This window comes from Streptomyces sp. NBC_00028 (assembly GCF_045041065.1).
Lineage (GTDB): Bacteria > Actinomycetota > Actinomycetes > Streptomycetales > Streptomycetaceae > Streptomyces.
Genome location: NZ_CP108293.1, coordinates 5,597,923 through 5,617,397, shown reverse-complemented (window position 1 = coordinate 5,617,397; position 19,475 = coordinate 5,597,923). Strand labels below are relative to the sequence as shown.

Annotated in this window: 19 protein-coding genes and 1 riboswitch; of the genes, 8 read left to right on the top strand and 11 right to left on the bottom strand. The window is 70.2% G+C overall.

All coding sequences use genetic code 11. The features are described from left to right. Window positions 1-46 precede the first annotated feature (46 nt). The 4 genes from groL to thrC form a co-directional block, all read right to left on the bottom strand. Window positions 47-1,669: a chaperonin GroEL gene (groL, locus tag OG885_RS25230; protein WP_059195844.1), complete on the bottom strand. Its 1,623-nt coding sequence runs from the start codon at window positions 1,667-1,669 to the stop codon at window positions 47-49. A 337-nt stretch (window positions 1,670-2,006) separates the two neighbouring features. Next, the gene (locus OG885_RS25225) at window positions 2,007-2,213 is read right to left on the bottom strand and encodes a cold-shock protein (protein ID WP_007493268.1); all 207 of its coding nucleotides are present in this window, start codon (window positions 2,211-2,213) and stop codon (window positions 2,007-2,009) included. Window positions 2,214-2,665: 452 nt separating this feature from the next. Then, window positions 2,666-2,941, bottom strand: a complete 276-nt coding sequence (locus OG885_RS25220) for a ubiquitin-like small modifier protein 1 (RefSeq protein WP_405735256.1) — start codon at window positions 2,939-2,941, stop codon at window positions 2,666-2,668. 110 nt (window positions 2,942-3,051) lie between these two features. After that, a complete protein-coding gene (thrC, locus tag OG885_RS25215) occupies window positions 3,052-4,338 on the bottom strand; it encodes a threonine synthase (protein WP_405735254.1) in 1,287 nt (428 codons plus the stop codon). Between the two features lie 18 nt (window positions 4,339-4,356). After that, window positions 4,357-4,496, bottom strand: a riboswitch (SAM riboswitch). Window positions 4,497-4,646: 150 nt separating this feature from the next. Between thrC and OG885_RS25210 the strand changes: the two genes are divergently transcribed. Both OG885_RS25210 and OG885_RS25205 read left to right on the top strand, forming a co-directional pair. Next, on the top strand, window positions 4,647-5,591 hold the full coding sequence (locus OG885_RS25210) for a glucosyl-3-phosphoglycerate synthase (protein ID WP_405735251.1): 945 nt from the start codon (window positions 4,647-4,649) through the stop codon (window positions 5,589-5,591). 74 nt (window positions 5,592-5,665) lie between these two features. After that, the gene (locus tag OG885_RS25205; protein ID WP_405735249.1) at window positions 5,666-7,054 is read left to right on the top strand and encodes a trehalose-6-phosphate synthase; all 1,389 of its coding nucleotides are present in this window, start codon (window positions 5,666-5,668) and stop codon (window positions 7,052-7,054) included. On the opposite strand, the gene otsB is transcribed toward OG885_RS25205, so the two are convergent. The 3 genes from otsB to OG885_RS25190 form a co-directional block, all read right to left on the bottom strand. Continuing rightward, window positions 7,030-7,935 carry a trehalose-phosphatase gene (gene otsB / locus OG885_RS25200; RefSeq protein ID WP_405735247.1) on the bottom strand — a complete coding sequence of 302 codons (906 nt, stop codon included), beginning with the start codon at window positions 7,933-7,935 and terminating at the stop codon, window positions 7,030-7,032. The genes OG885_RS25205 and otsB overlap by 25 nt on opposite strands. Window positions 7,936-8,117: 182 nt before the next feature. Next, complete coding sequence (locus tag OG885_RS25195; protein WP_059195838.1) at window positions 8,118-8,345, bottom strand: DUF3263 domain-containing protein; 228 nt, start codon at window positions 8,343-8,345, stop codon at window positions 8,118-8,120. A gap of 33 nt (window positions 8,346-8,378) precedes the next feature. Further along, window positions 8,379-9,596 (bottom strand): extracellular solute-binding protein, encoded by a 1,218-nt coding sequence (locus OG885_RS25190; protein WP_405742865.1) that lies wholly within the window; start codon window positions 9,594-9,596, stop codon window positions 8,379-8,381. Between the two features lie 171 nt (window positions 9,597-9,767). Between OG885_RS25190 and OG885_RS25185 the strand changes: the two genes are divergently transcribed. From OG885_RS25185 to OG885_RS25175, 3 genes are all read left to right on the top strand, one after another. Continuing rightward, the gene (locus OG885_RS25185; RefSeq protein ID WP_405735243.1) at window positions 9,768-10,709 is read left to right on the top strand and encodes an ROK family protein; all 942 of its coding nucleotides are present in this window, start codon (window positions 9,768-9,770) and stop codon (window positions 10,707-10,709) included. Next, window positions 10,709-11,920 (top strand): N-acetylglucosamine-6-phosphate deacetylase, encoded by a 1,212-nt coding sequence (gene nagA, locus OG885_RS25180; RefSeq protein WP_405735240.1) that lies wholly within the window; start codon window positions 10,709-10,711, stop codon window positions 11,918-11,920. The genes OG885_RS25185 and nagA overlap by 1 nt, the downstream gene beginning before the upstream one ends. Before the next feature lie 115 nt (window positions 11,921-12,035). Continuing rightward, the gene (locus OG885_RS25175) at window positions 12,036-12,965 is read left to right on the top strand and encodes a 1-phosphofructokinase family hexose kinase (protein WP_405735237.1); all 930 of its coding nucleotides are present in this window, start codon (window positions 12,036-12,038) and stop codon (window positions 12,963-12,965) included. Here OG885_RS25175 and OG885_RS25170 read toward each other — a convergent pair. Both OG885_RS25170 and cdgB read right to left on the bottom strand, forming a co-directional pair. Beyond that, entirely contained in the window at window positions 12,962-13,921 is a 960-nt protein-coding gene (locus OG885_RS25170; protein WP_405735234.1) for a CBM35 domain-containing protein, read from the bottom strand. The genes OG885_RS25175 and OG885_RS25170 overlap by 4 nt on opposite strands. 117 nt (window positions 13,922-14,038) lie before the next feature. Beyond that, complete coding sequence (gene cdgB, locus OG885_RS25165) at window positions 14,039-15,691, bottom strand: diguanylate cyclase CdgB (protein WP_399962796.1); 1,653 nt, start codon at window positions 15,689-15,691, stop codon at window positions 14,039-14,041. Between the two features lie 398 nt (window positions 15,692-16,089). Here cdgB and OG885_RS25160 point away from each other — a divergent pair, with 398 nt between their 5' ends. Continuing rightward, window positions 16,090-16,572, top strand: coding sequence for a flavin reductase family protein (locus OG885_RS25160; protein ID WP_399962998.1), 483 nt, complete (start codon window positions 16,090-16,092; stop codon window positions 16,570-16,572). Between the two features lie 48 nt (window positions 16,573-16,620). Continuing rightward, window positions 16,621-17,094 carry a GNAT family N-acetyltransferase gene (locus tag OG885_RS25155; RefSeq protein ID WP_405735230.1) on the top strand — a complete coding sequence of 158 codons (474 nt, stop codon included), beginning with the start codon at window positions 16,621-16,623 and terminating at the stop codon, window positions 17,092-17,094. A gap of 28 nt (window positions 17,095-17,122) precedes the next feature. On the opposite strand, the gene OG885_RS25150 is transcribed toward OG885_RS25155, so the two are convergent. Together OG885_RS25150 and arfB are read right to left on the bottom strand one after the other, a co-directional pair. Continuing rightward, a complete protein-coding gene (locus OG885_RS25150; protein ID WP_405735227.1) occupies window positions 17,123-17,980 on the bottom strand; it encodes a sigma-70 family RNA polymerase sigma factor in 858 nt (285 codons plus the stop codon). A 283-nt stretch (window positions 17,981-18,263) separates the two neighbouring features. Further along, on the bottom strand, window positions 18,264-18,701 hold the full coding sequence (gene arfB, locus OG885_RS25145) for an alternative ribosome rescue aminoacyl-tRNA hydrolase ArfB (RefSeq protein ID WP_329337734.1): 438 nt from the start codon (window positions 18,699-18,701) through the stop codon (window positions 18,264-18,266). A gap of 157 nt (window positions 18,702-18,858) precedes the next feature. Here arfB and OG885_RS25140 point away from each other — a divergent pair, with 157 nt between their 5' ends. Continuing rightward, window positions 18,859-19,434, top strand: coding sequence for a TerD family protein (locus OG885_RS25140; RefSeq protein WP_230221891.1), 576 nt, complete (start codon window positions 18,859-18,861; stop codon window positions 19,432-19,434). The last annotated feature ends 41 nt before the right edge of the window (window positions 19,435-19,475 follow it).

The window sequence follows — 19,475 nt, the reverse complement described above, 5'->3', positions numbered from 1 at the left end:
ACAGGGAGGGCCGCCCTCGGCAAGGACGAGACCGATCCGCGAGGGATCAGAAGTCCATGTCACCGCCCGGCATACCGCCACCGGCGGGCGCGGCGGCCTTCTCCGGCTTGTCGGCGATGACGGCCTCGGTGGTGAGGAAGAGCGCGGCGATGGAGGCGGCGTTCTGCAGAGCGGAGCGCGTGACCTTCGCCGGGTCGATGATGCCTTCCTTGACCAGGTCGACGTACTCACCGGTCGCGGCGTTGAGGCCGTGACCCGGGGTGAGGTTGCGGACCTTCTCCACCACGACGCCGCCCTCGAGGCCGGCGTTGACGGCGATCTGCTTCAGCGGGGCCTCAAGGGCGAGCTTGACGGCGGCAGCGCCGGTCGCCTCGTCACCCTCCAGCTCCAGCTTCTCGAAGACACCGGAGGCCTGGAGCAGGGCCACGCCACCACCGGCGACGATGCCCTCCTCGACGGCCGCCTTGGCGTTGCGCACGGCGTCCTCGATGCGGTGCTTGCGCTCCTTGAGCTCGACCTCGGTCGCGGCACCGGCCTTGATGACGGCGACGCCACCGGCGAGCTTGGCCAGGCGCTCCTGGAGCTTCTCGCGGTCGTAGTCCGAGTCGCTGTTCTCGATCTCGGCGCGGATCTGGTTGACCCGGCCGGCGACCTGGTCGGCGGAGCCGGCACCGTCGACGATGGTGGTCTCGTCCTTGGTGATGACGACCTTGCGGGCGCGGCCCAGGAGGTCCAGGGTCGCGTTCTCCAGCTTGAGGCCGACCTCCTCGGAGATGACCTCGCCGCCCGTGAGGATGGCGATGTCGCCGAGCATGGCCTTGCGGCGGTCACCGAAGCCCGGGGCCTTGACGGCGACGGACTTGAAGGTGCCGCGGATCTTGTTGACGACCAGGGTCGACAGGGCCTCGCCCTCGACGTCCTCGGCGATGATCAGCAGCGGCTTGCCCGACTGCATGACCTTCTCCAGGAGCGGGAGCAGGTCCTTGACGGAGCCGATCTTGGAGTTGGCGATCAGGATGTACGGGTCGTCCAGGGACGCCTCCATACGCTCCATGTCGGTGGCGAAGTAGGCGGAGATGTAGCCCTTGTCGAAGCGCATACCCTCCGTCAGCTCCAGCTCCAGACCGAAGGTCTGGGACTCCTCGACGGTGATGACGCCTTCCTTGCCGACCTTGTCCATCGCCTCGGCGATGAGCTCGCCGATCTGGGTGTCGGCGGCGGAGATGGAGGCCGTCGAAGCGATCTGCTCCTTGGTCTCGACATCCTTCGCCTGCTCAAGGAGGGCACCGGAGACGGCCTCGACGGCCTTCTCGATACCGCGCTTGAGGGCCATCGGGTTGGCACCGGCGGCCACGTTGCGCAGACCCTCGCGCACCAGGGCCTGGGCCAGGACGGTCGCGGTCGTCGTGCCGTCGCCGGCTACGTCGTCGGTCTTCTTCGCGACTTCCTTGACCAGCTCGGCGCCGATCTTCTCGTACGGGTCCTCGAGCTCGATCTCCTTGGCGATGGAGACACCATCGTTGGTGATCGTGGGGGCGCCCCACTTCTTCTCGAGGACGACGTTGCGACCCTTGGGGCCGAGCGTCACCTTGACGGCGTCCGCGAGCTGGTTCATGCCGCGCTCGAGGCCGCGCCGCGCCTCCTCGTCGAACGCGATGATCTTGGCCATGTGAAGTGGTCCCTCCAGGACTGGGGGTGATTCCTTCGGACCGCGCCCGCGCCCGCGACGGACGGCTCGCACACCTCGTGGTTCCTTGCCCCACCTGGCCTGCGGGCCTCACCGACCCGGTCCTTCTTTGTCACTCTCACCTTCAGAGTGCTAACGCCAATGATTAGCACTCGGCATGGTCGAGTGCAAGCGCCTCCCGGGGATCGGGCAGTCACCGCAGGGGGTCCGGGCAGGACGTGCGGGGTCCCGGGCACGCCGAAGGGCCCGCACCCATGACTCCCCATGAGGTGCGGGCCCTTCAAAGAAGAACGTCGCTGCTAGTCAGTCGGCGCGTGCTTCAGCCGGTCGCCAGTCGGACCATGTCCGCCTGCGGCCCCTTCTGGCCCTGCGAGATCTCGAAATCGACCCGCTGACCCTCTTCCAGGGTGCGGTACCCGTCCATCTGGATCGCGCTGTAGTGGACGAAAACATCCGCACCACCGTCGACCGCGATGAAGCCGTACCCCTTCTCCGCGTTGAACCACTTGACGGTGCCCTGAGCCATGCCTAACTCCCCTATTACTGGCCCTTGCACAGATCCACACTTCGCGGATCCGGGTCAGACCTCACCCCCCACGGATTGGGGGCGTGCGCCGGAACGCGTCGACCGCGGCTGAATGTATCTGTCCAACTGCCGTCTGCAACAGGTCAATCGGACGAGAATTCTGGACGTGCGGGGTCCGGAATGTAGCGAGAATTCGCCCGAATTCGGGGCAAGTCGGGCCCCATAAAAGGCACAAGACTCACAAAAGAACCGCACACTTTGGCTGCTTCTCGTCGCAAGTGGAGCAGGAACTCATATGCGTGTGGCATGGAAGGCGCAGCAGCTTCCCCAACTGTACCGCGCTCAACCATAGAGAATTGCCCCTTCCGTTTCTCTCACGGAGGGGGCAATTCGTTGAACTCTCGGTAATCGGCCTTACCGACGGTAATGATCAGTCATTCGGTCAGCTGGACTCAGCCGCCGGCGACGGCCGGGATGATCGAGACGCCGGCGCCGTCCGGGGTGGCGGTCTCCAGGCCCTGCTCGAAGCGGACGTCGTCGTCGTTGACGTACACGTTGACGAACCGACGCAGCTTGCCCTGGTCGTCGAGCACCCGGGCGGCGATGCCCGTGTGGTTCTTCTCCAGGTCGGCGATGACGTCGGCGAGGGTCGAGCCCTCGGCGGTCACTTCGGCCTGGCCACCCGTGTAGGTGCGCAGGATGGTGGGGATGCGGACGTTGACGCTCACGATTGATCCTCCGGTCAGGATGACGCACCTAGGGGCGCGGGGCTGTGTTCAATGTGCGGCTTCCGCCGCGTGGGCGCGACCAGCCCCCACCGGCCCGCAGACAACAACGACTATGCGAGTCCGGCCTCGTGGAAGGACTCCAGGTTGGGGCGAATGGTCGCGGTCAGCCCCGTCTCGGCCACCGCGTCCAGTGTCTTCAGACCGTCGCCGGTGTTCAGCACGACCGTCGTCAGCGTCGGATCCAGCAGACCGTTCTCGATCAGCTTCTTCGTCACGCCCACGGTCACACCACCGGCGGTCTCCGCGAAGATGCCCTCAGCCCTGGCGAGCAGCCGAATCGCGTCGACGATCTGCTCGTCGTTCACGTCCTCCACCGCACCGCCGGTGCGACGCGCGATGTCCAGGACGTAGGGACCGTCGGCCGGGTTGCCGATGGCGAGGGACTTGGCGATGGTGTTCGGCTTCTGGGGGCGGACGACGTCGTGGCCCGCCTTGTAGGCGACCGACACCGGCGAGCACCCCTCCGCCTGCGCGCCGAAGATCTTGTACGGCTTGTCCTCGACGAGCCCGAGCTTGATCAGCTCCTGGAGCCCCTTGTCGATCTTGGTGAGCTGGGAGCCGGAGGCGATCGGCACGACCAGCTGGTCGGGAAGCTGCCAGCCGAGCTGCTCGCAGATCTCGTACGCGAGGGTCTTGGAACCCTCCGCGTAGTACGGCCGCAGGTTGACGTTGACGAAGCCCCAGCCCTCGCCGGCCGGGTCGCCGATCAGCTCGGAGCAGAAGCGGTTCACGTCGTCGTAGTTGCCCTCGATGCCGACGAGCTCACCGCCGTAGACCGCGGCCATGACGACCTTGCCCTGCTCCAGGTCGTGCGGGATGAACACGCAGGAGCGGAAGCCGGCGCGGGCCGCGGCGGCGCCGACGGCACCGGCGAGGTTGCCGGTGGAGGAGCAGGAGAGCGTGGTGAAGCCGAAGGCCCGGGCGGCCTCGATGGCCTGGGCGACGACCCGGTCCTTGAAGGAGTGCGTCGGGTTGCCGGAGTCGTCCTTCACGAACAGCTTGCCGGCCTCGACACCCAGCTCACGGGCGAGGTTGTCGGCCTTGACGAGCTTGGTCCAGCCGGGGTTGATGTTGGGCTTGTCGGCCACGTCCGCGGGGACGGGCAGCAGCGGCGCGTAGCGCCAGATGTTCGCGGGTCCCGCCTCGATCCGCTTGCGGAGCTCCTCGGCGTCGTAGGCGGAGAAGTCGTACGCGATCTCGAGCGGGCCGAAACACTCCTCGCAGGCGAAGACCGGGCCGAGAGGCACCCGGTGACCGCATTCGCGGCAGCTGAGCGCCGCGGCGGGGCCGAGGTCGACGGTGGTTCCGGTGGTGTTTTCGACAGTCTGCGCAGCCATGAGAGGCGAGGCCCTTTCTCCTCATCTTCCTCACGACGCATCTCGCCGTGAGACGGATTTGGCACCTTCCCGAGTCGGGAGCCTCACGTGTGCGAGTACCGACTGGAGGGTTGCCGGGGCTTCATCGGGCCGTATCCCTCTGCCCCTCTGGATGAGCGGTATGAAGTTGTGAACGTCGGATGATCCAGGACATGCGATGGTCATCCGCGTTGTTCAAGACTGTAACCGACGACCTGGACAGTTGAGATAGTCGTCCGAACCGCGAGATGGATCACAAGTAGTGGATCACAAGTAGAGGAGTCGCCCACGTGCTGGAAGAAGTCGAGCGCTGGCTGACCACCCGCTCCTGGTCCGTGACCGACCGGCCGCTCCACCAGATCCTGGCCGCCAAGCAGCGCACGGGTCAGTCGGTCAGTGTCGTGCTGCCCGCGCTGAACGAGGAGGAGACGGTCGGCGACATCGTCGCGATCATCCGTCACGACCTGATGCAGCAGGTCCCGCTGGTCGACGAGATCGTCGTCGTCGACTCGGGGTCGAGCGACCGTACGGCACAGGTGGCGGCCGCGGCCGGCGCCACGGTCGTGCACCGCGACGCGATCCTGCCCCGCCTGCCCACCGTGCCCGGCAAGGGCGAGGTGCTGTGGCGTTCGCTGCTGGTGACCAGCGGCGACATCGTCTGCTTCATCGACGCCGACCTGAAGGAGTTCTCCTCCGACTTCGTCGCCGGGATCGTCGGCCCGCTGCTCACCGAACCCGGGGTCGACCTGGTCAAGGCCATGTACGACCGCCCGCTCGGTGGGGCTGCGGGCCAGGGCGGCCGGGTGACCGAGCTGATGGCCCGCCCGCTGCTGAACATGCACTGGCCGCAGCTGGCCGGTTTCGTCCAGCCGCTGGGCGGCGAGTACGCGGCCCGCAGGTCCCTGCTCGAACAGCTGCCGTTCCCGGTCGGCTACGGCGTCGAGCTCGGCATGCTGGTCGACGCGCTGCACCTGGTCGGCCTCGACGCGCTCGCCCAGGTCGACGTCGGCGTCCGCAAGCACCGTCACCAGGACGGCCAGGCCCTCGGCCGGATGTCCGCCGCGATCTACCGCACGGCCCAGCTCCGGCTGGCCCGCGGCCATCTCATCCGCCCCTCCCTCACCCAGTTCGAACGCGGCGAGACCGGCTTCGAGCCCCGCACCTACTCGGTGGACACGGAGGAACGCCCGCCGATGGCGGACATCGCGGAGTACGCGACCCGCAAGGTCGCCTGAGCCGTGCGGGCCGCAGGACCGCACCGGACCGGACGCACGTTTGAGTGTTCCGTGACCGGGCTAGGTTGATCCGTATGGCTTCAACGTTCGGTGCTGCTCAGGTACTGGTGGCCTCCAACCGTGGCCCGGTCTCCTACGAGGTCCGGGCGGACGGCACGCTGTCCGCCCGGCGCGGTGGCGGGGGGCTGGTCTCGGGTCTGTCGGCGATCGGCTCCGACGCGGACGCCCTGTGGGTCTGCTCGGCGCTGAGCGACGGCGACCGCGAGGCGGTACGGCGCGGGGCGGGCGAGGCCGGCGTACGGATGCTCGACATCCCGGCCGACGTGCACGCGGACGCGTACAACGGCATCGCCAACTCGGTCCTGTGGTTCGTCCACCACCTGCTGTACCAGACCCCGCTGGAACCGGTCTTCGACGCGGAGTTCCGGCGGCAGTGGGCGTCGTACGAGACCTACAACCGCGCCTTCGCCGAGGCGCTGGCGGAGGAGGCCGCGCGGGGGGCGGCGGTCGTGGTGCAGGACTACCACCTCACGCTGGTGCCGGGGATGCTCCGGGAGCTCCGCCCCGACCTGCGGATCGGCCACTTCTCGCACACCCCGTGGGCGCCGCCGGAGTACTTCCGGATGCTGCCGGACGACATCGCCGAGCAGGTGCTGCGGGGCATGCTCGGCGCCGACCGGCTGGGGTTCCTGACCCGGCGCTGGGCGTCGGCGTTCGAGGCGTGCGCGACGGAGATCGTCGGCGGGCTCGGGGACACCCGGATCGGGGTGCACGGGCTCGGCGCGGACGCGGACTTCCTGCGCAAGCGGTCGCACGAGGCGGACGTGGCCGAGCGGATGACCGCCCTGAGGACGGAGATCGGCGCGGGCCGCCGCACGATCGTCCGGGTCGACCGCACCGAACTGTCGAAGAACATCGTGCGCGGTCTGCACGCGTACGAGCATCTGCTGGCGACCCGCCCCGAGTGGCGGGAGCGGGTCGTGCACGTGGCGTTCGCCTACCCCTCCCGGCAGGACCTCGCCGTCTACCGGGACTACACCGCCGAGGTGCAGCGCGTGGCGGAGGAGATCAACTCGGCGTACGGGACGCCCGGTTGGACCCCGGTGGTGCTGCACGTCAAGGACGACTTCGCGCGCTCCCTCGCCGCGTACCGGCTCGCCGACGTGGCCCTGGTCAACCCCATCCGCGACGGTATGAACCTGGTCGCCAAGGAAATGCCGGTCGTCTCCGACGAGGGGTGCGCGCTGGTGCTGTCACGGGAGGCGGGGGCGTACGAGGAGCTCGGCGAGGACGCGATCGTGGTCAACCCGTACGACGTGATCGGCACCGCCGACGCCCTGCACGAGGCGCTGACGATGGGGCCCGGGGAGCGCACGGAGCGCACGAAGCGGCTCGCCGCCGCGGCCACGGCGTTGCCGCCCGCGCAGTGGTTCCTGGATCAGCTGGCGGCGTTGCGCGGCTGAGTCCCGGGGGCGGGAGGCAGCCGCTCCGCCAGGCGCGTCAGCAGCGTCACCAGCCCCGCCGGGCCGTCCACCACCAGGTCGGCCCGTTCCCTCAGCTCGGCCACCTCCTCGCTGCCGGCGCTGCACACCAACAGCCCGGCGACCCCGTCGGAGCGGAGCTTGTCCACGGCGGCGAAGGCGGGGAGGTCTCCGAGGTCGTCGCCGGCGTAGAGCACGGCCTCGGCGCCCAGCTCACGGACGTACTCCGTCAGGGCCCGGCCCTTGTCGACGCCCGGTGGGCGGAGTTCGAGGACGAGCCGGCCGGGTTCGACGATCAGGCCGTGGCGGTCGGCAAGGCCGGTGAGCGGGGCGCGCAGGGCGTCGAAGGCGGCCTGCGGGTCCTCGGCGCGGCGGGTGTGGACGGCGACGGCCCGCCCCTTCTCCTCGATCCAGGTGCCGTGCCAGGCGCCGATGCCGTCGAGGAAGCCGGGGAGTTCGGCGCGGACGGCGGCGACACCGGGGTGCGGGGCGGGGGCGGTGACCTCGCCGGTGGCGGCGTCCCAGCGCTCGGCGCCGTAGTGGCCGAGGACGACGAGGTGTTCGAGGCCGGGGACGCCCGCGAAGCCGCCGAGGCGGACGGCGACTCCGGCGGGGCGGCCGGTGACGACGGCGATGGAGGCGAGGTTCGGGGCGAGGGCGGCGAGCGCGGACACGGCGTCGGGGTGGGCCCGGGCCTGTTCCGGGTCGGCCACGATCGGCGCGAGCGTCCCGTCGAAGTCGAGCGCGACGACCGTCTTGCCGGGCCGCGCGAGCATCGCGGCGAGCCCGTCGCGGCCGGCCTGGGTCACCGGCGTGCGCAGGAGGTCGTCCGTGGGGTGCGTGGAGTCCTGGTGGCTGCCCATGGAAGGACCCTATCCACGGCAGCGGACCGCACGCCTTTTTCTCGCCCCCGCCGCCCTTACCCGTCCCATCCCTGGGGGCTGCCGCCCCCAGACCCCCGCTTCGGCCCTGAACGGGCCTCGTCCTCAAACGCCGGACGGGCTGGTTGATGCGGACCGGCGCCGACAAGGTGACGCTCCGATCCTCACCGCTCCGATCTGCGTGCCTCCCGCACCCTGCGCAGCCGGTTCACCGTGACCGGGTCGTGGGCCAGGGCCCTCGGGTCGTCCAGCAGGGCGTTGAGCAGCTGGTAGTAGCGGACCGGGGCCAGGCCCAGTTCCTCGCGTATCGCGCGCTCCTTCGCGCCGGGGCCGGCGAAGCCGCGGCGTTCGAGGGCGAGGATGGCCTGTTCTCGGGGGGCCAGGTCGTTCATGTCAGCGACCGTAGCCCCCGCCACTGACAAGCCCTACTCCGCGCTCTCCGCCATCAGCGCCTTCGACTGGATGCCGCCGAGGACCGCCGAGGGGCTGCCCCCGGCCGCCACCGCCGTGCCGATCCGCTGCTTGACCGCCACGCTGACCTCCGCCCAGGACGTCTTGCCGACGGGGTAGAGCTCGGAGCCGGGGAGTTCCTCCAGGAAGGGCTCCAGGTCCTTGTCCTCCTTCGCCGTGCTCATGACCTCGGAGGCCGACACGGTGACCGGCAGCAGGTCGTACTCACGGGAGAAGGCGAGCACGTTCTTCTCGTCGTAGACGAAGTCGAGGAAGTCCCCGATCTGCTCGGCGTGCCCGTTCTGCTTGAACGCCGTCATCCAGTCGGCGACGCCCATGGAGTACTTGGTCGGGCCGTCGACGCCGGGCATCGGGACCATGCCGAACTTCACGCCCTTGGCCGCGGCCGTCTTCATCAGCGTGGGATGCCCGTTCAACATCCCGACCTCGCCGTTCGCGAACGCGGCGAACGCGTCGGCCCGGTTCAGCTTCCCCGGCGCGACCGGCCCGGTCAGCCCCTTGCCGACGAGGTCGTCCTTGAGCCAGGTCAGGGTGTCGACGTTGGCCGCCGAGTCGATGCCGTAGGTGCCGATGTCCTCGGTGTAGCCGCCCCCGCCGCTGAGCAGCCACTGCATGGTCTCGGCCTGCGCCTCCTCGGAGCCGAGGGGCAGGGCGTACGGGTACTTCACGCCGGCCGCCTTCAGCGCGGCGGCGTCCGCGGCGAGCTCCGCCCAGGTCTTCGGCGGGGTCAGCCCGGCCTTGGTGAAAAGGGTCTTGTTGTAGAAGAGCAGCCGGGTGGAGGCCGCGAACGGCATGCCGTACTGCGTCGAGTCGACCTCCCCCGCCGCGGCGAGCCGCGAGACGAAGTCGGCCTCGGTGGAGATGGAGAGCAGTTCACCGGCGGAGTAGAGCAGGCCGTCGGCGGCATAGTCGGCGTACGCGCCGATCTGCGCCATGTCGGGCGGGTTCCCGTCGGCGACCATGTCCTTGACCTCGCGGTCGACGTCGTTCCAGGAGTAGACGCTGACGTCGACCTTCACGCCGGGGTGCTCGGACTCGTAGTCCGCGACCAGCGCGTCCCAGTACTTCTGGGAGCTGTTCGCCTTGCTGTTCCCGTAGTCCGCGGCGACCAGGCGCAGGGTCACGTCCCCCTCGTCGTCGCCCAGGCCGCAGCCGCCGAGAACCGCCGTCATGCCCAGTGCGGACACCACCGCGATCGTTCCTGTCCTACGCCGCCGCACTGCCGAGCCCCACATCGTCGTCATCGTCACTGGAACCTCCGAAACTTTCGAAAGGTCAGACATAAGGTCTACACCACGTGAGTGGACTAGACCTCTCCCGGGTCGGCGGGCCACACTACCCCCGTGAGACATGTCATCGCCCTCGATGTGGGCGGCACCGGAATGAAGGCCGCCCTCGTCGGCGCCTCCGGCGAGCTGCTGCACCAGGCCCGCCGCCCGACCGGCCGGGAGCGCGGCCCGGACGCGGTCGTCGAGGGCATCCTCGACTTCGCCGCCGAGCTGCACGCGTACGGCGCCGAGCACCTCGGCGAGCCCGCGTCAGCCGCCGGCATCGCCGTCCCCGGCATCGTCGACGCCGACCAGGGCGTCGCCCGCTACGCCGCCAACCTCGGCTGGCGCGACGTCCCGCTGCGCGCGCTGCTCACCGAACGCCTCGCGGTCCCCGTCGCCCTCGGCCACGACGTCCGCACCGGCGGCCTCGCCGAGGGCCGGATCGGCGCCGGCCAAGGCGCGGACCGCTTCTTCTTCGTCCCCCTCGGCACCGGCATCGCGGGCGCCATCGGCATCGGCGGCCGGGTGGAGGCGGGCGCCCACGGTTTCGCGGGCGAGATCGGCCACATCGTCGTACGCCCCGGAGGGACCCCGTGTCCCTGCGGCCAGTCCGGCTGCCTGGAGCGGTACGCCTCCGCGGCGGCGGTCAGCGAGGCGTGGGCCGCGGCGGCCGGGGACCCGGAGGCGGACGCGGCCGACTGCGCGAAAGCCGTCGAGTCCGGCGACCCGCGGGCTCAGGCCGTCTGGCAGCACGCGATCGACGCCCTCGCCGACGGCCTGGTCACCGCCCTCACCCTCCTGGACCCCAGCACCCTGATCATCGGTGGCGGGCTGGCGGAGGCGGGGGAAACCTTGTTCACACCACTAAGGGATGCCGTCCAACAGCGGATCACCTTCCAGAAGCTGCCGTCGGTGGTCCCGGCGGCGCTGGGCGACACAGCGGGTTGCCTGGGTGCCGGGCTACTGGCCTGGGATCTCCTCACAACAACTGACGGCATGGAGGTAACGCCCTGATGGCAACGCCGCTAGGGGCGCGGGGAACTGCGCGATCAACCACAACGGACTCGCACCCCGCATCGAACAGCACCCCTCTCATCCTGTCCGGCGCCACGGTCGTCCTCCCCACCGGAACCGTCCAGAACGGCCGAGTGATCGTCGACGGCGACACAATCATCGGCGCCGCACCGGAGAACGCCCAGGTCATCGACGTATCCGGCCACTGGCTCATCCCAGGGTTCGTCGACATCCACAACCACGGCGGCGGCGGAGCCAGCTTCACCTCCGGCACCACCGAAGACGTACTCCACGGCATCCACACGCACCGCGTGCACGGCACCACCACCCTCGTCGCCTCCACCGTCACCGGTGACATGGACTTCCTCGCCCAGCGCGCCGGCCTGCTCAGCGAGCTCGCCGAGCAGGGCGACATCGCCGGCATCCACTTCGAGGGCCCGTTCATCTCCCCCTGCCGCAAGGGCGCGCACTCCGAGGAGCTGCTGCGCGACCCCGACCCCGCCGAGGTCCGCAAGCTGATCGACGCCGCGCGGGGCCAGGCCAGGATGGTCACGCTCGCCACCGAACTCCCCGGCGGCATCGACTCCGTACGGCTGCTCGCCGAGCACGGCGTCATCGCGGCGATCGGCCACACCGACGCGACGTACGAGCAGACGGTGGAGGCCATCGACGCGGGCGCCACCGTCGCCACCCATCTCTTCAACGCGATGCCCGCCCTCGGCCACCGCACCCCGGGCCCGATCGCCGCGCTCCTGGAGGACGAGCGGATCACGGTCGAGCTCATCAACGACGGTACGCATCTACACCCGGCCGCCCTCCAGCTGGCGTTCCATCACAAGGGCCCGGACCGGGTCGCGTTCATCACGGACGCGATGGACGCGGCCGGCTTCGGCGACGGCCGCTACATGCTCGGCCCGCTGGAGGTCGAGGTCAGCGAGGGCGTGGCCCGGCTGGTGGAGGGCGGTTCGATCGCTGGGTCGACGCTGACCCTGGACCGGGCCTTCCAGCGCGCGGTGACGGTCGACAGGCTGCCGGTGGAGAACGCGGTCGCCGCCCTGTGCGCCAACCCGGCCCGACTGCTGGGCATGGCCGACCGGGTCGGCTCCCTCGAACCCGGCCGGTACGCCGACCTCGTCCTGCTCGACGCCGACTTCGAGCTCAAGGGCGTGATGCGCCGGGGTGAATGGGTGGTCGATCCCCAACTAGGCTGATCTGTCCATCTGTTGAGCGCGGCGGTTGGCCTGGGAGACTGGGCCGACCGCCGTCCGTTTGGCATGATCACCCCACCAAACGGCTCAGCAACGTCTTCGGGGGAGGTCGGCCCAGGTGATCCTCACGGTCACGCTGAACACCGCTCTCGACCTCACCTACCGCGTCCGGACCCTGACGCCGCACGCCTCCCATCGGGTCTCCGAGGTCATCGAACGCCCCGGCGGCAAGGGCCTGAACGTGGCCCGCGTACTCGCCGCCCTCGGCCACGAGGTGACGGTCACCGGCTTCACTGGCGGCGCCACCGGCCGCGTCGTCCAGGACCGACTGGCGGTGACGTCCGGCGTGGTCGACGCGCTGCTCCCGGTCTCCGGCGCCACCCGCCGCACCATCGCCGTCGTCGACGAGCGCACCGGCGACACGACCCAGCTCAACGAGCCGGGCCCGGTGGTCACACCGCCAGAGTGGTCGGCCTTCCAGGAGGCGTACGAGGATCTCCTCGCGTCGGCCGACGCGGTGGCCCTGTGCGGCAGTCTGCCGCCGGGCGTACCGGTGGGCGCGTACGCCGGACTGGTCCGCACCGCGCGCGCGGCCGGAGTGCCGGTCCTCCTCGACACCAGCGGGGAGCCGCTGCGCCGCGGGGTCGCCGCCCGCCCGGACCTCATCAAGCCGAACGCCGACGAACTCGCCGAACTGACCGGCTCCCACGAGCCGCAGCGGGCCACCCAGGACGCCCGTCGGCGCGGCGCCCACGCGGTCGTCGCCTCGCTCGGCACCGACGGACTGCTCGCCGCCACCCCCGAAGGCCGCTGGCGCGCCACCCCGCCGGCCCGCCTCCACGGCAACCCGACGGGCGCCGGCGACTCGGCGGTCGCGGGACTGCTGTCGGGGCTGGTGGACCACCTGCCCTGGCCCGACCGGCTGGCCCGCGCGGTCGCCCTGTCCGCGGCGACAGTCGCGGCGCCGGCGGCGGGCGAGTTCGACCGGGGGGTCTACGAGGAGCTGCTGGACCGGATCGCGGTGACCGGCGAGGTCAACGCGGCCTAGGAGTCGACCCAGCCGTTCACCAGCCAGAGCTGGTCGAGGAGGGCGTCGCACTGGTTGCCCTGTTCGCAGGAGATCTTGATGGTGTTGCTGCCCTTGTTGAGCTGGACGTAGTTGTAGGTCTGCGTCCAGCCCTTGGTGTAGTCGCCCTCGGCGGCCTTGGCGTAGTTGTCCATGCCGACCGGGGTCTTGGAGGCCGTGCCGTTGATCGAGAGGGTCGCGGTGGCGTCCTTGCCGGGGACGCTGTAGCCCGTGTACAGGGTGTACTTGCCGCTCTTCGGGATGCCGCTGACGTTCCAGGTGACCGAGGAGCCGACCTGGTTGAAGCCGTTGAGGTAGATCCCGCCGTCGGCCTTGGCGCCCTGGACGTCGGTCGCGGTGGTGATGCCGGGGCTCAGCGACAGCGCCTTCGCGTCGATCTTCGGCAGGTCGTCCTCGCTGGCCGCGCTGCCGCTCGCCGACGCGCTCGGCTCGCTGCTCTGCTGGGCGGACGGGGTGGTGGACGGGTCGCTGCCGCCGGCGTCCTTGTCGTCGTCACCGCCGAGCATGGCCACGCCGATACCGATGACGACCGCGGCGACCACCGCGATGGCGCCGATCAGCAGCCCCTTGGTGTTCGGGCCGCGGCCCCGGCCGCCGCCGTTGCCGCCGTACGGCTGCTGCTGGGTGGTGGGAGCGCCGCCCGGGAACGTCTCGGGCGCGGCGTAGTGCGCGTTGTTCGGCTGGCCGTAGGCCCCCTGCTGCGGGGCCTGCTGCTGCGGCACCTGCCCGTACGGCGCGGTCGGCTGCTGCTGGCCGTACTGGCGCTGTCCGACGGGGCGCGTCCGGTTGACGATGTTCGGATAGCCGTAGCCACCGGACGGCGGCTGGGCGCCGTTGGCCTGCCCGTCGGCGTAGAGGTAGCCGAACGGGTCGTCGTCCTCGGGCGGCGTGTTCGCGCCGTTGGTGCCGGACGTCATCCAGGTACTCCTCAGCGGTGCGGGCGGATGCGATACGTGGGGTCAGAATGGCGAGCCTACCCGCTCCTGCTGCCCCAAACGGGTGACTCGGATCGCATCAACTCACTGACCTGGGCCTCAGCCCGCGCGCCGGTGCTGTTTGGGACGAGATCGTTTCTCTACGTACATCCGCTCGTCGGCGGACTTCAGCACCTCGTCGGCGGTCATGCCGCAGTGCGCCCAGCCGATGCCGAAGCTGGCGCCCACGCGGACGGCCCGGCCCTCGGCGCGGATGGGCTGGATGATCTCGTTGCGCAGGCGTACGGCGAGGTCGGCGGCGTCGGCGCGGCCGAGGCCGTCGGCGAGGATGACGAACTCGTCGCCACCGAGCCGGGCGACGGTGTCGCCGTCGCGGACCTGGCGGGTCAGTCGGCGGGCCACCTCGATGAGGACCGCGTCACCGGCGTTGTGCCCGAACCGGTCGTTGATCGACTTGAAGCCGTCGAGGTCGCAGAAGAGGACCGCGAGCCCCTTGGTGCCGTCGTCGTGCTCGCTCTCGGGGGCGGCGGTGTGCACATGGTGGTCGTAGGCGTCGAAGGACTCGCCGCCGGGCCGGAAGTCGAAGCCGTGGCCGTGCGCGTCGAAGGCGGGGTGGCCGTAGGCCGCGTCCAGGGACTCCAGGGCGCCGGGGTGCGCGGGGCGCTGACAGAGGCGGGAGGAGAGACGGGCGCGCAGTTCGGCGGAGTTCGGCAGGCCGGTGAGGGAGTCGTGGGAGGCGCGGTGGGCGAGCTGGAGCTCGCGGCGCTTACGGTCCTCTATGTCCTCGACGTGGGTGAGGAGAAACCGGGGGCCGTCCGCGGCGTCGGCGACGACGGAGTTGCGGAGACTGACCCAGACGTACGTTCCGTCACGGCGGCCCAGGCGCAGCTCCGCGCGTCCGCCCTCCGCCGAGGTCCGCAGCAGGGTGCCTATGTCCTCGGGGTGGACGAGGTCGGAGAAGGAGTAGCGGCGCATCGCGGAGGCCGGTCGGCCGAGCAGGCGGCACAGCGCGTCGTTCGTGCGCAGGATGCGGCCGTGCTGGTCGCCGCCCATCTCGGCGATGGCCATGCCGGAGGGCGCGTACTCGAAGGCCTGCCGGAAGCTCTCCTCGCTCGCCCTGAGCGCCTGCTGCTCCCTTTCGAGTCTGACCAGTGCGCGCTGCATGTTGGCCCTCAGGCGCGCGTTGCTGATCGCGATCGCGGCCTGGAACGCGTACATCTGGAGCGCTTCGCGACCCCATGCGCCCGGCCTGCGTCCGTTGCGCGGACGGTCCACCGAGAGCACACCGATCAGCTCGCCGCACGAGCCGCCGCCCACGCCCGGCGTGAACATGGGCGCGAAGAGCCGGTCGGAGGGGTGCCACTCGTCCTCGAAGCGGGGCGCGGGACCGTCGGTGTACCACTGCGGTACGTCGTCGTCGTCGAGGATCCAGCCCTCGGTGTGCGGGATGAAGACCAGGTCGCCCCAGGTCTCGCCCATGCTCAGCCGGCGCTCCCAGGACTCGCGGGAGCCGACCCGGCCGGTGATCAGCGCCTCGGCGGCGGGGTTGCCGGCGAAGGCGGCGACGACGAGGTCGCCGTCGGGGCGGACGAGGTTGACGCACGCCAGCTCGTAGCCGAGGCCGGTGACGACGCCGTCGGCGACCGTCTGCAGGGTGTCCGCAAGAGAACGGGCGGTGTTCATGTCCGCCATGACCTGGTGCAGTTGCCGCAGAGTGGCAAGGCGGACGTAGGGCTCCGACTCGGTCTCCATGCTCGCCCTCCCCCCGAGACCTCGCAGCGAATCAAGGGTTCTCATCGGCGTATCGTTCTGGCAGCTTCCCCGCCACTGAATCACAGCGCGCTGCTCACTCGGTACACAGGGTCAACAATTAATGCCCCTTGTGACTCAAGTCACAGCTAAAGATGAACAATTGAGTGGTGTTTCTGCGTTTTCGCTGTGCGTTTACTGAACGCAAAGTTTGTCGGCATGTGCGCTGTGCCTATGAGGAGGTCGGTCGGGGGTCCTAGGTCCGAGTTCGGGCTGAGGTCCGATGCGGCGCGTACCGGGCGGACACTAGCGTTCCCGACGTGCCGAACACAGCCCCCACCGCCACCGTCCTCCCCTCCGGGCATCCTGAGGGGGTGAGCAACGACGAGTTCCGCGCCGCCATGTCCCGGCTGGCCTCGGGCGTGGTCCTGGTGACCGCCTTCGAGCCGCCGCTCGACCCCGACGGACCCAAGGGCGAGGACGTCGGCATGACGGCCACCGCGTTCATGTCGGTCTCCCTCGACCCGCCGCTGGTGCTGGTCAGCCTGCGGGAAGGCTCCCGCATGGACGACCTCCTCGACGAACAGCCGCTGTGGGCCGTCTCCGTCCTCGCCGAGAGCCAGCGGCACATCGCGGGGCGCTTCGCGATGAAGGGCCGGCTCAGCGACCGGCTGCTCTTCGAGGACATCCCGTACGTCCGCGGCGAGGCCACCGGGGCGGCGCTGGTGGGCGGAGCGCTGGCGACCCTGGAGTGCCGTACGGAGCAGCGCGTGCGGGCCGGGGACCACACGCTCGTCATCGGCCGGGTGCTCACCGCGCGCGTGCCGAGCGCCGACGGAGGGCCGCTCGCGTACTTCAAGGGGCGGTATCGGCAGTTGGGGTGACGGTAATTCGCGTGTGCCCCGTGGAGCGGTCCGTCTAAGGTGCCGCGCATGATCACGCACGGCCCCGGCCCCCGCCTCGAAGAAATAACCCCGCGCAATATCGACGCCGCCCTCGGCATTCGCGTCCGGCCCGAGCAGGAATTCGCGGTCTCCCCGGTGGTGAAGTCCCTCGCCGAGGCCTACGTCCATCCCGGCACCGCCTGGCCCCGTCTGATCGTCGACGGTGACCGGCCGGTCGGCTTCCTCATGGCCTTCTTCGACATCGACTGGGCCGACGACGGCACCCTCATCCGCTCCGGACTGTGGCGGCTGAACATCTCCGCGGACGCGCAGGCGCGCGGGTACGGGCGATTCGCGGTGGAGTCGGTGGCGGCGGAGATCCGGCGACGGGGCGGCACGGAGTTGTACGTCACCTGGCATCCGGGGGAGCACGGGCCGGAGGACTTCTATCTCGGGCTGGGATTCCGGCCGAACGGGGAGACGGTGGAGGGGGAGACGGTGGGGGTGCTGGCGTTGAGCTAGAGGATCTCCAAGCCAGAGAATCTCCGCGCTAGAGGATCTCCACCTCGCTCTCCGCCACGCGCGCGTGCTCCGTCACGATGTCGATCACCGCGATCCGCATCTGTACGAACGTGAACGCCAGCGTCCGCTCCACCCTTCCGTCGATCAGCACCGCGAGCCCGGTCCGGCCGTCCACCAGGGCGGGCCTCGCGATCCGGGCGATCGCCGCGAAGCGCGTCGCGCCCTTCGCCACCGCGAGGGCGCCCGCCGTGACGCCGGCCTCGGTGCGCGCGACCACGTCCGGGTCCAGTACGTCGACCAGGGCCTCGAAGTCGCCCTCACGCGCGGCGGCCAGGAACGCGTCGACGACCTCACGTTGGCGTCGGCGCACCTCGTCGGCGTCGGGCGCGGGCGCGCCCTGTACGCGGCGGCGGGCGCGGCTGGCGAGTTGGCGGGCGGCGGCGGGGGTACGGCCGACGACCTCGCCGACCTCCTCGAAGGGGACGGCGAACAGGTCGTGCAGCACGAACGCGAGGCGTTCGGCGGGCGTCAGGGTGTCGAGCACGACGAGCAGGGCGACCCCGACGGAGTCGGCGAGCAGGACGTCCTGTTCGGGGTCGGGGACGTCGGTGGAGTCGGTGGGTATCGGTGCCTCGGGTTCGAGGGGCTGTTCGGCGCGGGTGGTGCGGGTGCGGAGCATGTCGAGGCAGACCCGGCCGACGACCGTGGTCAGCCAGCCGGCCAGGTTGTCTATGTCGGCGGCGCCGGTGCGGTTCAGCCGGAACCAGGCTTCCTGTACGGCGTCCTCGGCCTCGGAGGCCGATCCGAGCATCCGGTGCGCCACGGCCCTGAGGCGGGGGCGGTGGGTTTCGAAGCGGCGGGCGAGGAAGTCGTCGTCGGTCGTCATCTGTCACACCTTTCGTCGTGGTGTTGACGGATGACGGGTGCGGGTTGTGACAGCGGCGCGGTGCGGTTGTGGGGGGGGCGGGGCCGCGCCGGGGGGTGTCCGTCCTCGGAACGGCGCGGAATCGGTCCTCTATAAGGGGCGCCCGTGTTGACGCGCCAACCGCTGCGGGCGGACACCCCCCGACACGTCCCCTCACGTCCGAACGCGGCTGCGGGTCGTGCCGCCTGGGGGCGCGGGGAACTGCGCGAGCGGCCACGACGCTGCCGCAGGCGGGCGAACGCGGTCAGCCCCAGTCTCTGCCCGTTCTGCCTCGCTTCGTCTCCGCGCGCTGCTTCTTCTCGCGGAGGCGGCGCTCGTTGATGCCTCGCGGGATGCGGGTCGGCTTGCGGGGCTTGGGTGGCGGGGCCGTTGCCTCGGCCAGGAGCGCTGCCAGGCGTACCGCCGCTGTCTCGCGGTTGCGCCACTGGGAGCGGTGTTCTGAGGAGCGGACGGTGATGACGCCGTCCACGAGGCGGGACGCCAGCCGTTCCAGGGCGCGGGCCTTCCAGACCTCGGGCAGGGCGTCGGTGTTGGCCAGGTCGAAGCGGAGCTCCACCTGGGAGTCGCTGGTGTTGACGTGCTGCCCGCCGGGTCCGGACGAGCGCGAGAAACGCCACTGGAGCTCGGCCTCGGGAAGCGAGACGGAGCCGCGGATGACGTGGGGACCGGACATGCCGTCCATGGTCCCCCGGATGACCGGCACACGTCACGCGAATATCGTTCACCGTCTGTTCGGTAAAGAAAGTAAAGACACCTGGAACCTTCGCTACCCCTCTCGGCGTTCATACGGGTAGATGTAGCTTCAGGCAGTACATAAACGAGGGAAAGGACTCCCAACCATGGCTGTAAGCCTGTCCAAGGGTGGCAACGTCTCGCTCACCAAGGAGGCACCGGGCCTGACCGCCGTCACCGTGGGCCTCGGCTGGGACGTCCGCACGACCACCGGCACGGACTTCGACCTCGACGCCTCGGCGATCGCGGTCAACACGCAGGGCAAGGTCTACTCCGACGGACACTTCGTGTTCTTCAACAACAAGCAGACCCCGGACCAGACCATCGTCCACACCGGTGACAACCGCACCGGCGAGGGCGCCGGCGACGACGAGGCGATCAACGTCAACCTCGCGGGCCTGCCCGCCGACATCGACAAGATCGTCTTCCCGGTCTCGATCTACGACGCGGAGAACCGCTCGCAGAACTTCGGCCAGGTCCGCAACGCCTACATCCGCATCGTCAACCAGGCCGGCGGCGCCGAGATCGCGCGCTACGACCTGTCGGAGGACGCGGCGACGGAGACGGCGATGGTCTTCGGCGAGCTGTACCGCAACGGCGCCGAGTGGAAGTTCCGCGCCGTCGGCCAGGGCTACGCCTCGGGCCTGGTCGGCATCGCCCAGGACTTCGGCGTCAACGTCTGACGGACGTAGGACCGCACGGAGACCCCCGGCTTTTGCCGGGG

Coding starts and splice junctions, on each gene's coding strand:
- thrC (WP_405735254.1), bottom strand. CDS start 4,338: ATGGCTGCGCAGACTGTCGAAAACACCACCGGAACCACCGTCGACCTC.
- OG885_RS25195 (WP_059195838.1), bottom strand. CDS start 8,345: ATGAACGACCTGGCCCCCCGAGAACAGGCCATCCTCGCCCTCGAACGC.
- OG885_RS25205 (WP_405735249.1), top strand. CDS start 5,666: ATGGCTTCAACGTTCGGTGCTGCTCAGGTACTGGTGGCCTCCAACCGT.
- OG885_RS25225 (WP_007493268.1), bottom strand. CDS start 2,213: ATGGCTCAGGGCACCGTCAAGTGGTTCAACGCGGAGAAGGGGTACGGC.
- otsB (WP_405735247.1), bottom strand. CDS start 7,935: ATGGGCAGCCACCAGGACTCCACGCACCCCACGGACGACCTCCTGCGC.
- cdgB (WP_399962796.1), bottom strand. CDS start 15,691: ATGGAGACCGAGTCGGAGCCCTACGTCCGCCTTGCCACTCTGCGGCAA.
- OG885_RS25170 (WP_405735234.1), bottom strand. CDS start 13,921: ATGACGTCCGGCACCAACGGCGCGAACACGCCGCCCGAGGACGACGAC.
- OG885_RS25190 (WP_405742865.1), bottom strand. CDS start 9,596: ATGACGGCGGTTCTCGGCGGCTGCGGCCTGGGCGACGACGAGGGGGAC.
- nagA (WP_405735240.1), top strand. CDS start 10,709: ATGGCAACGCCGCTAGGGGCGCGGGGAACTGCGCGATCAACCACAACG.
- OG885_RS25140 (WP_230221891.1), top strand. CDS start 18,859: ATGGCTGTAAGCCTGTCCAAGGGTGGCAACGTCTCGCTCACCAAGGAG.
- OG885_RS25160 (WP_399962998.1), top strand. CDS start 16,090: ATGTCCCGGCTGGCCTCGGGCGTGGTCCTGGTGACCGCCTTCGAGCCG.
- groL (WP_059195844.1), bottom strand. CDS start 1,669: ATGGCCAAGATCATCGCGTTCGACGAGGAGGCGCGGCGCGGCCTCGAG.
- OG885_RS25155 (WP_405735230.1), top strand. CDS start 16,621: ATGATCACGCACGGCCCCGGCCCCCGCCTCGAAGAAATAACCCCGCGC.
- OG885_RS25150 (WP_405735227.1), bottom strand. CDS start 17,980: ATGACGACCGACGACGACTTCCTCGCCCGCCGCTTCGAAACCCACCGC.
- arfB (WP_329337734.1), bottom strand. CDS start 18,701: ATGGACGGCATGTCCGGTCCCCACGTCATCCGCGGCTCCGTCTCGCTT.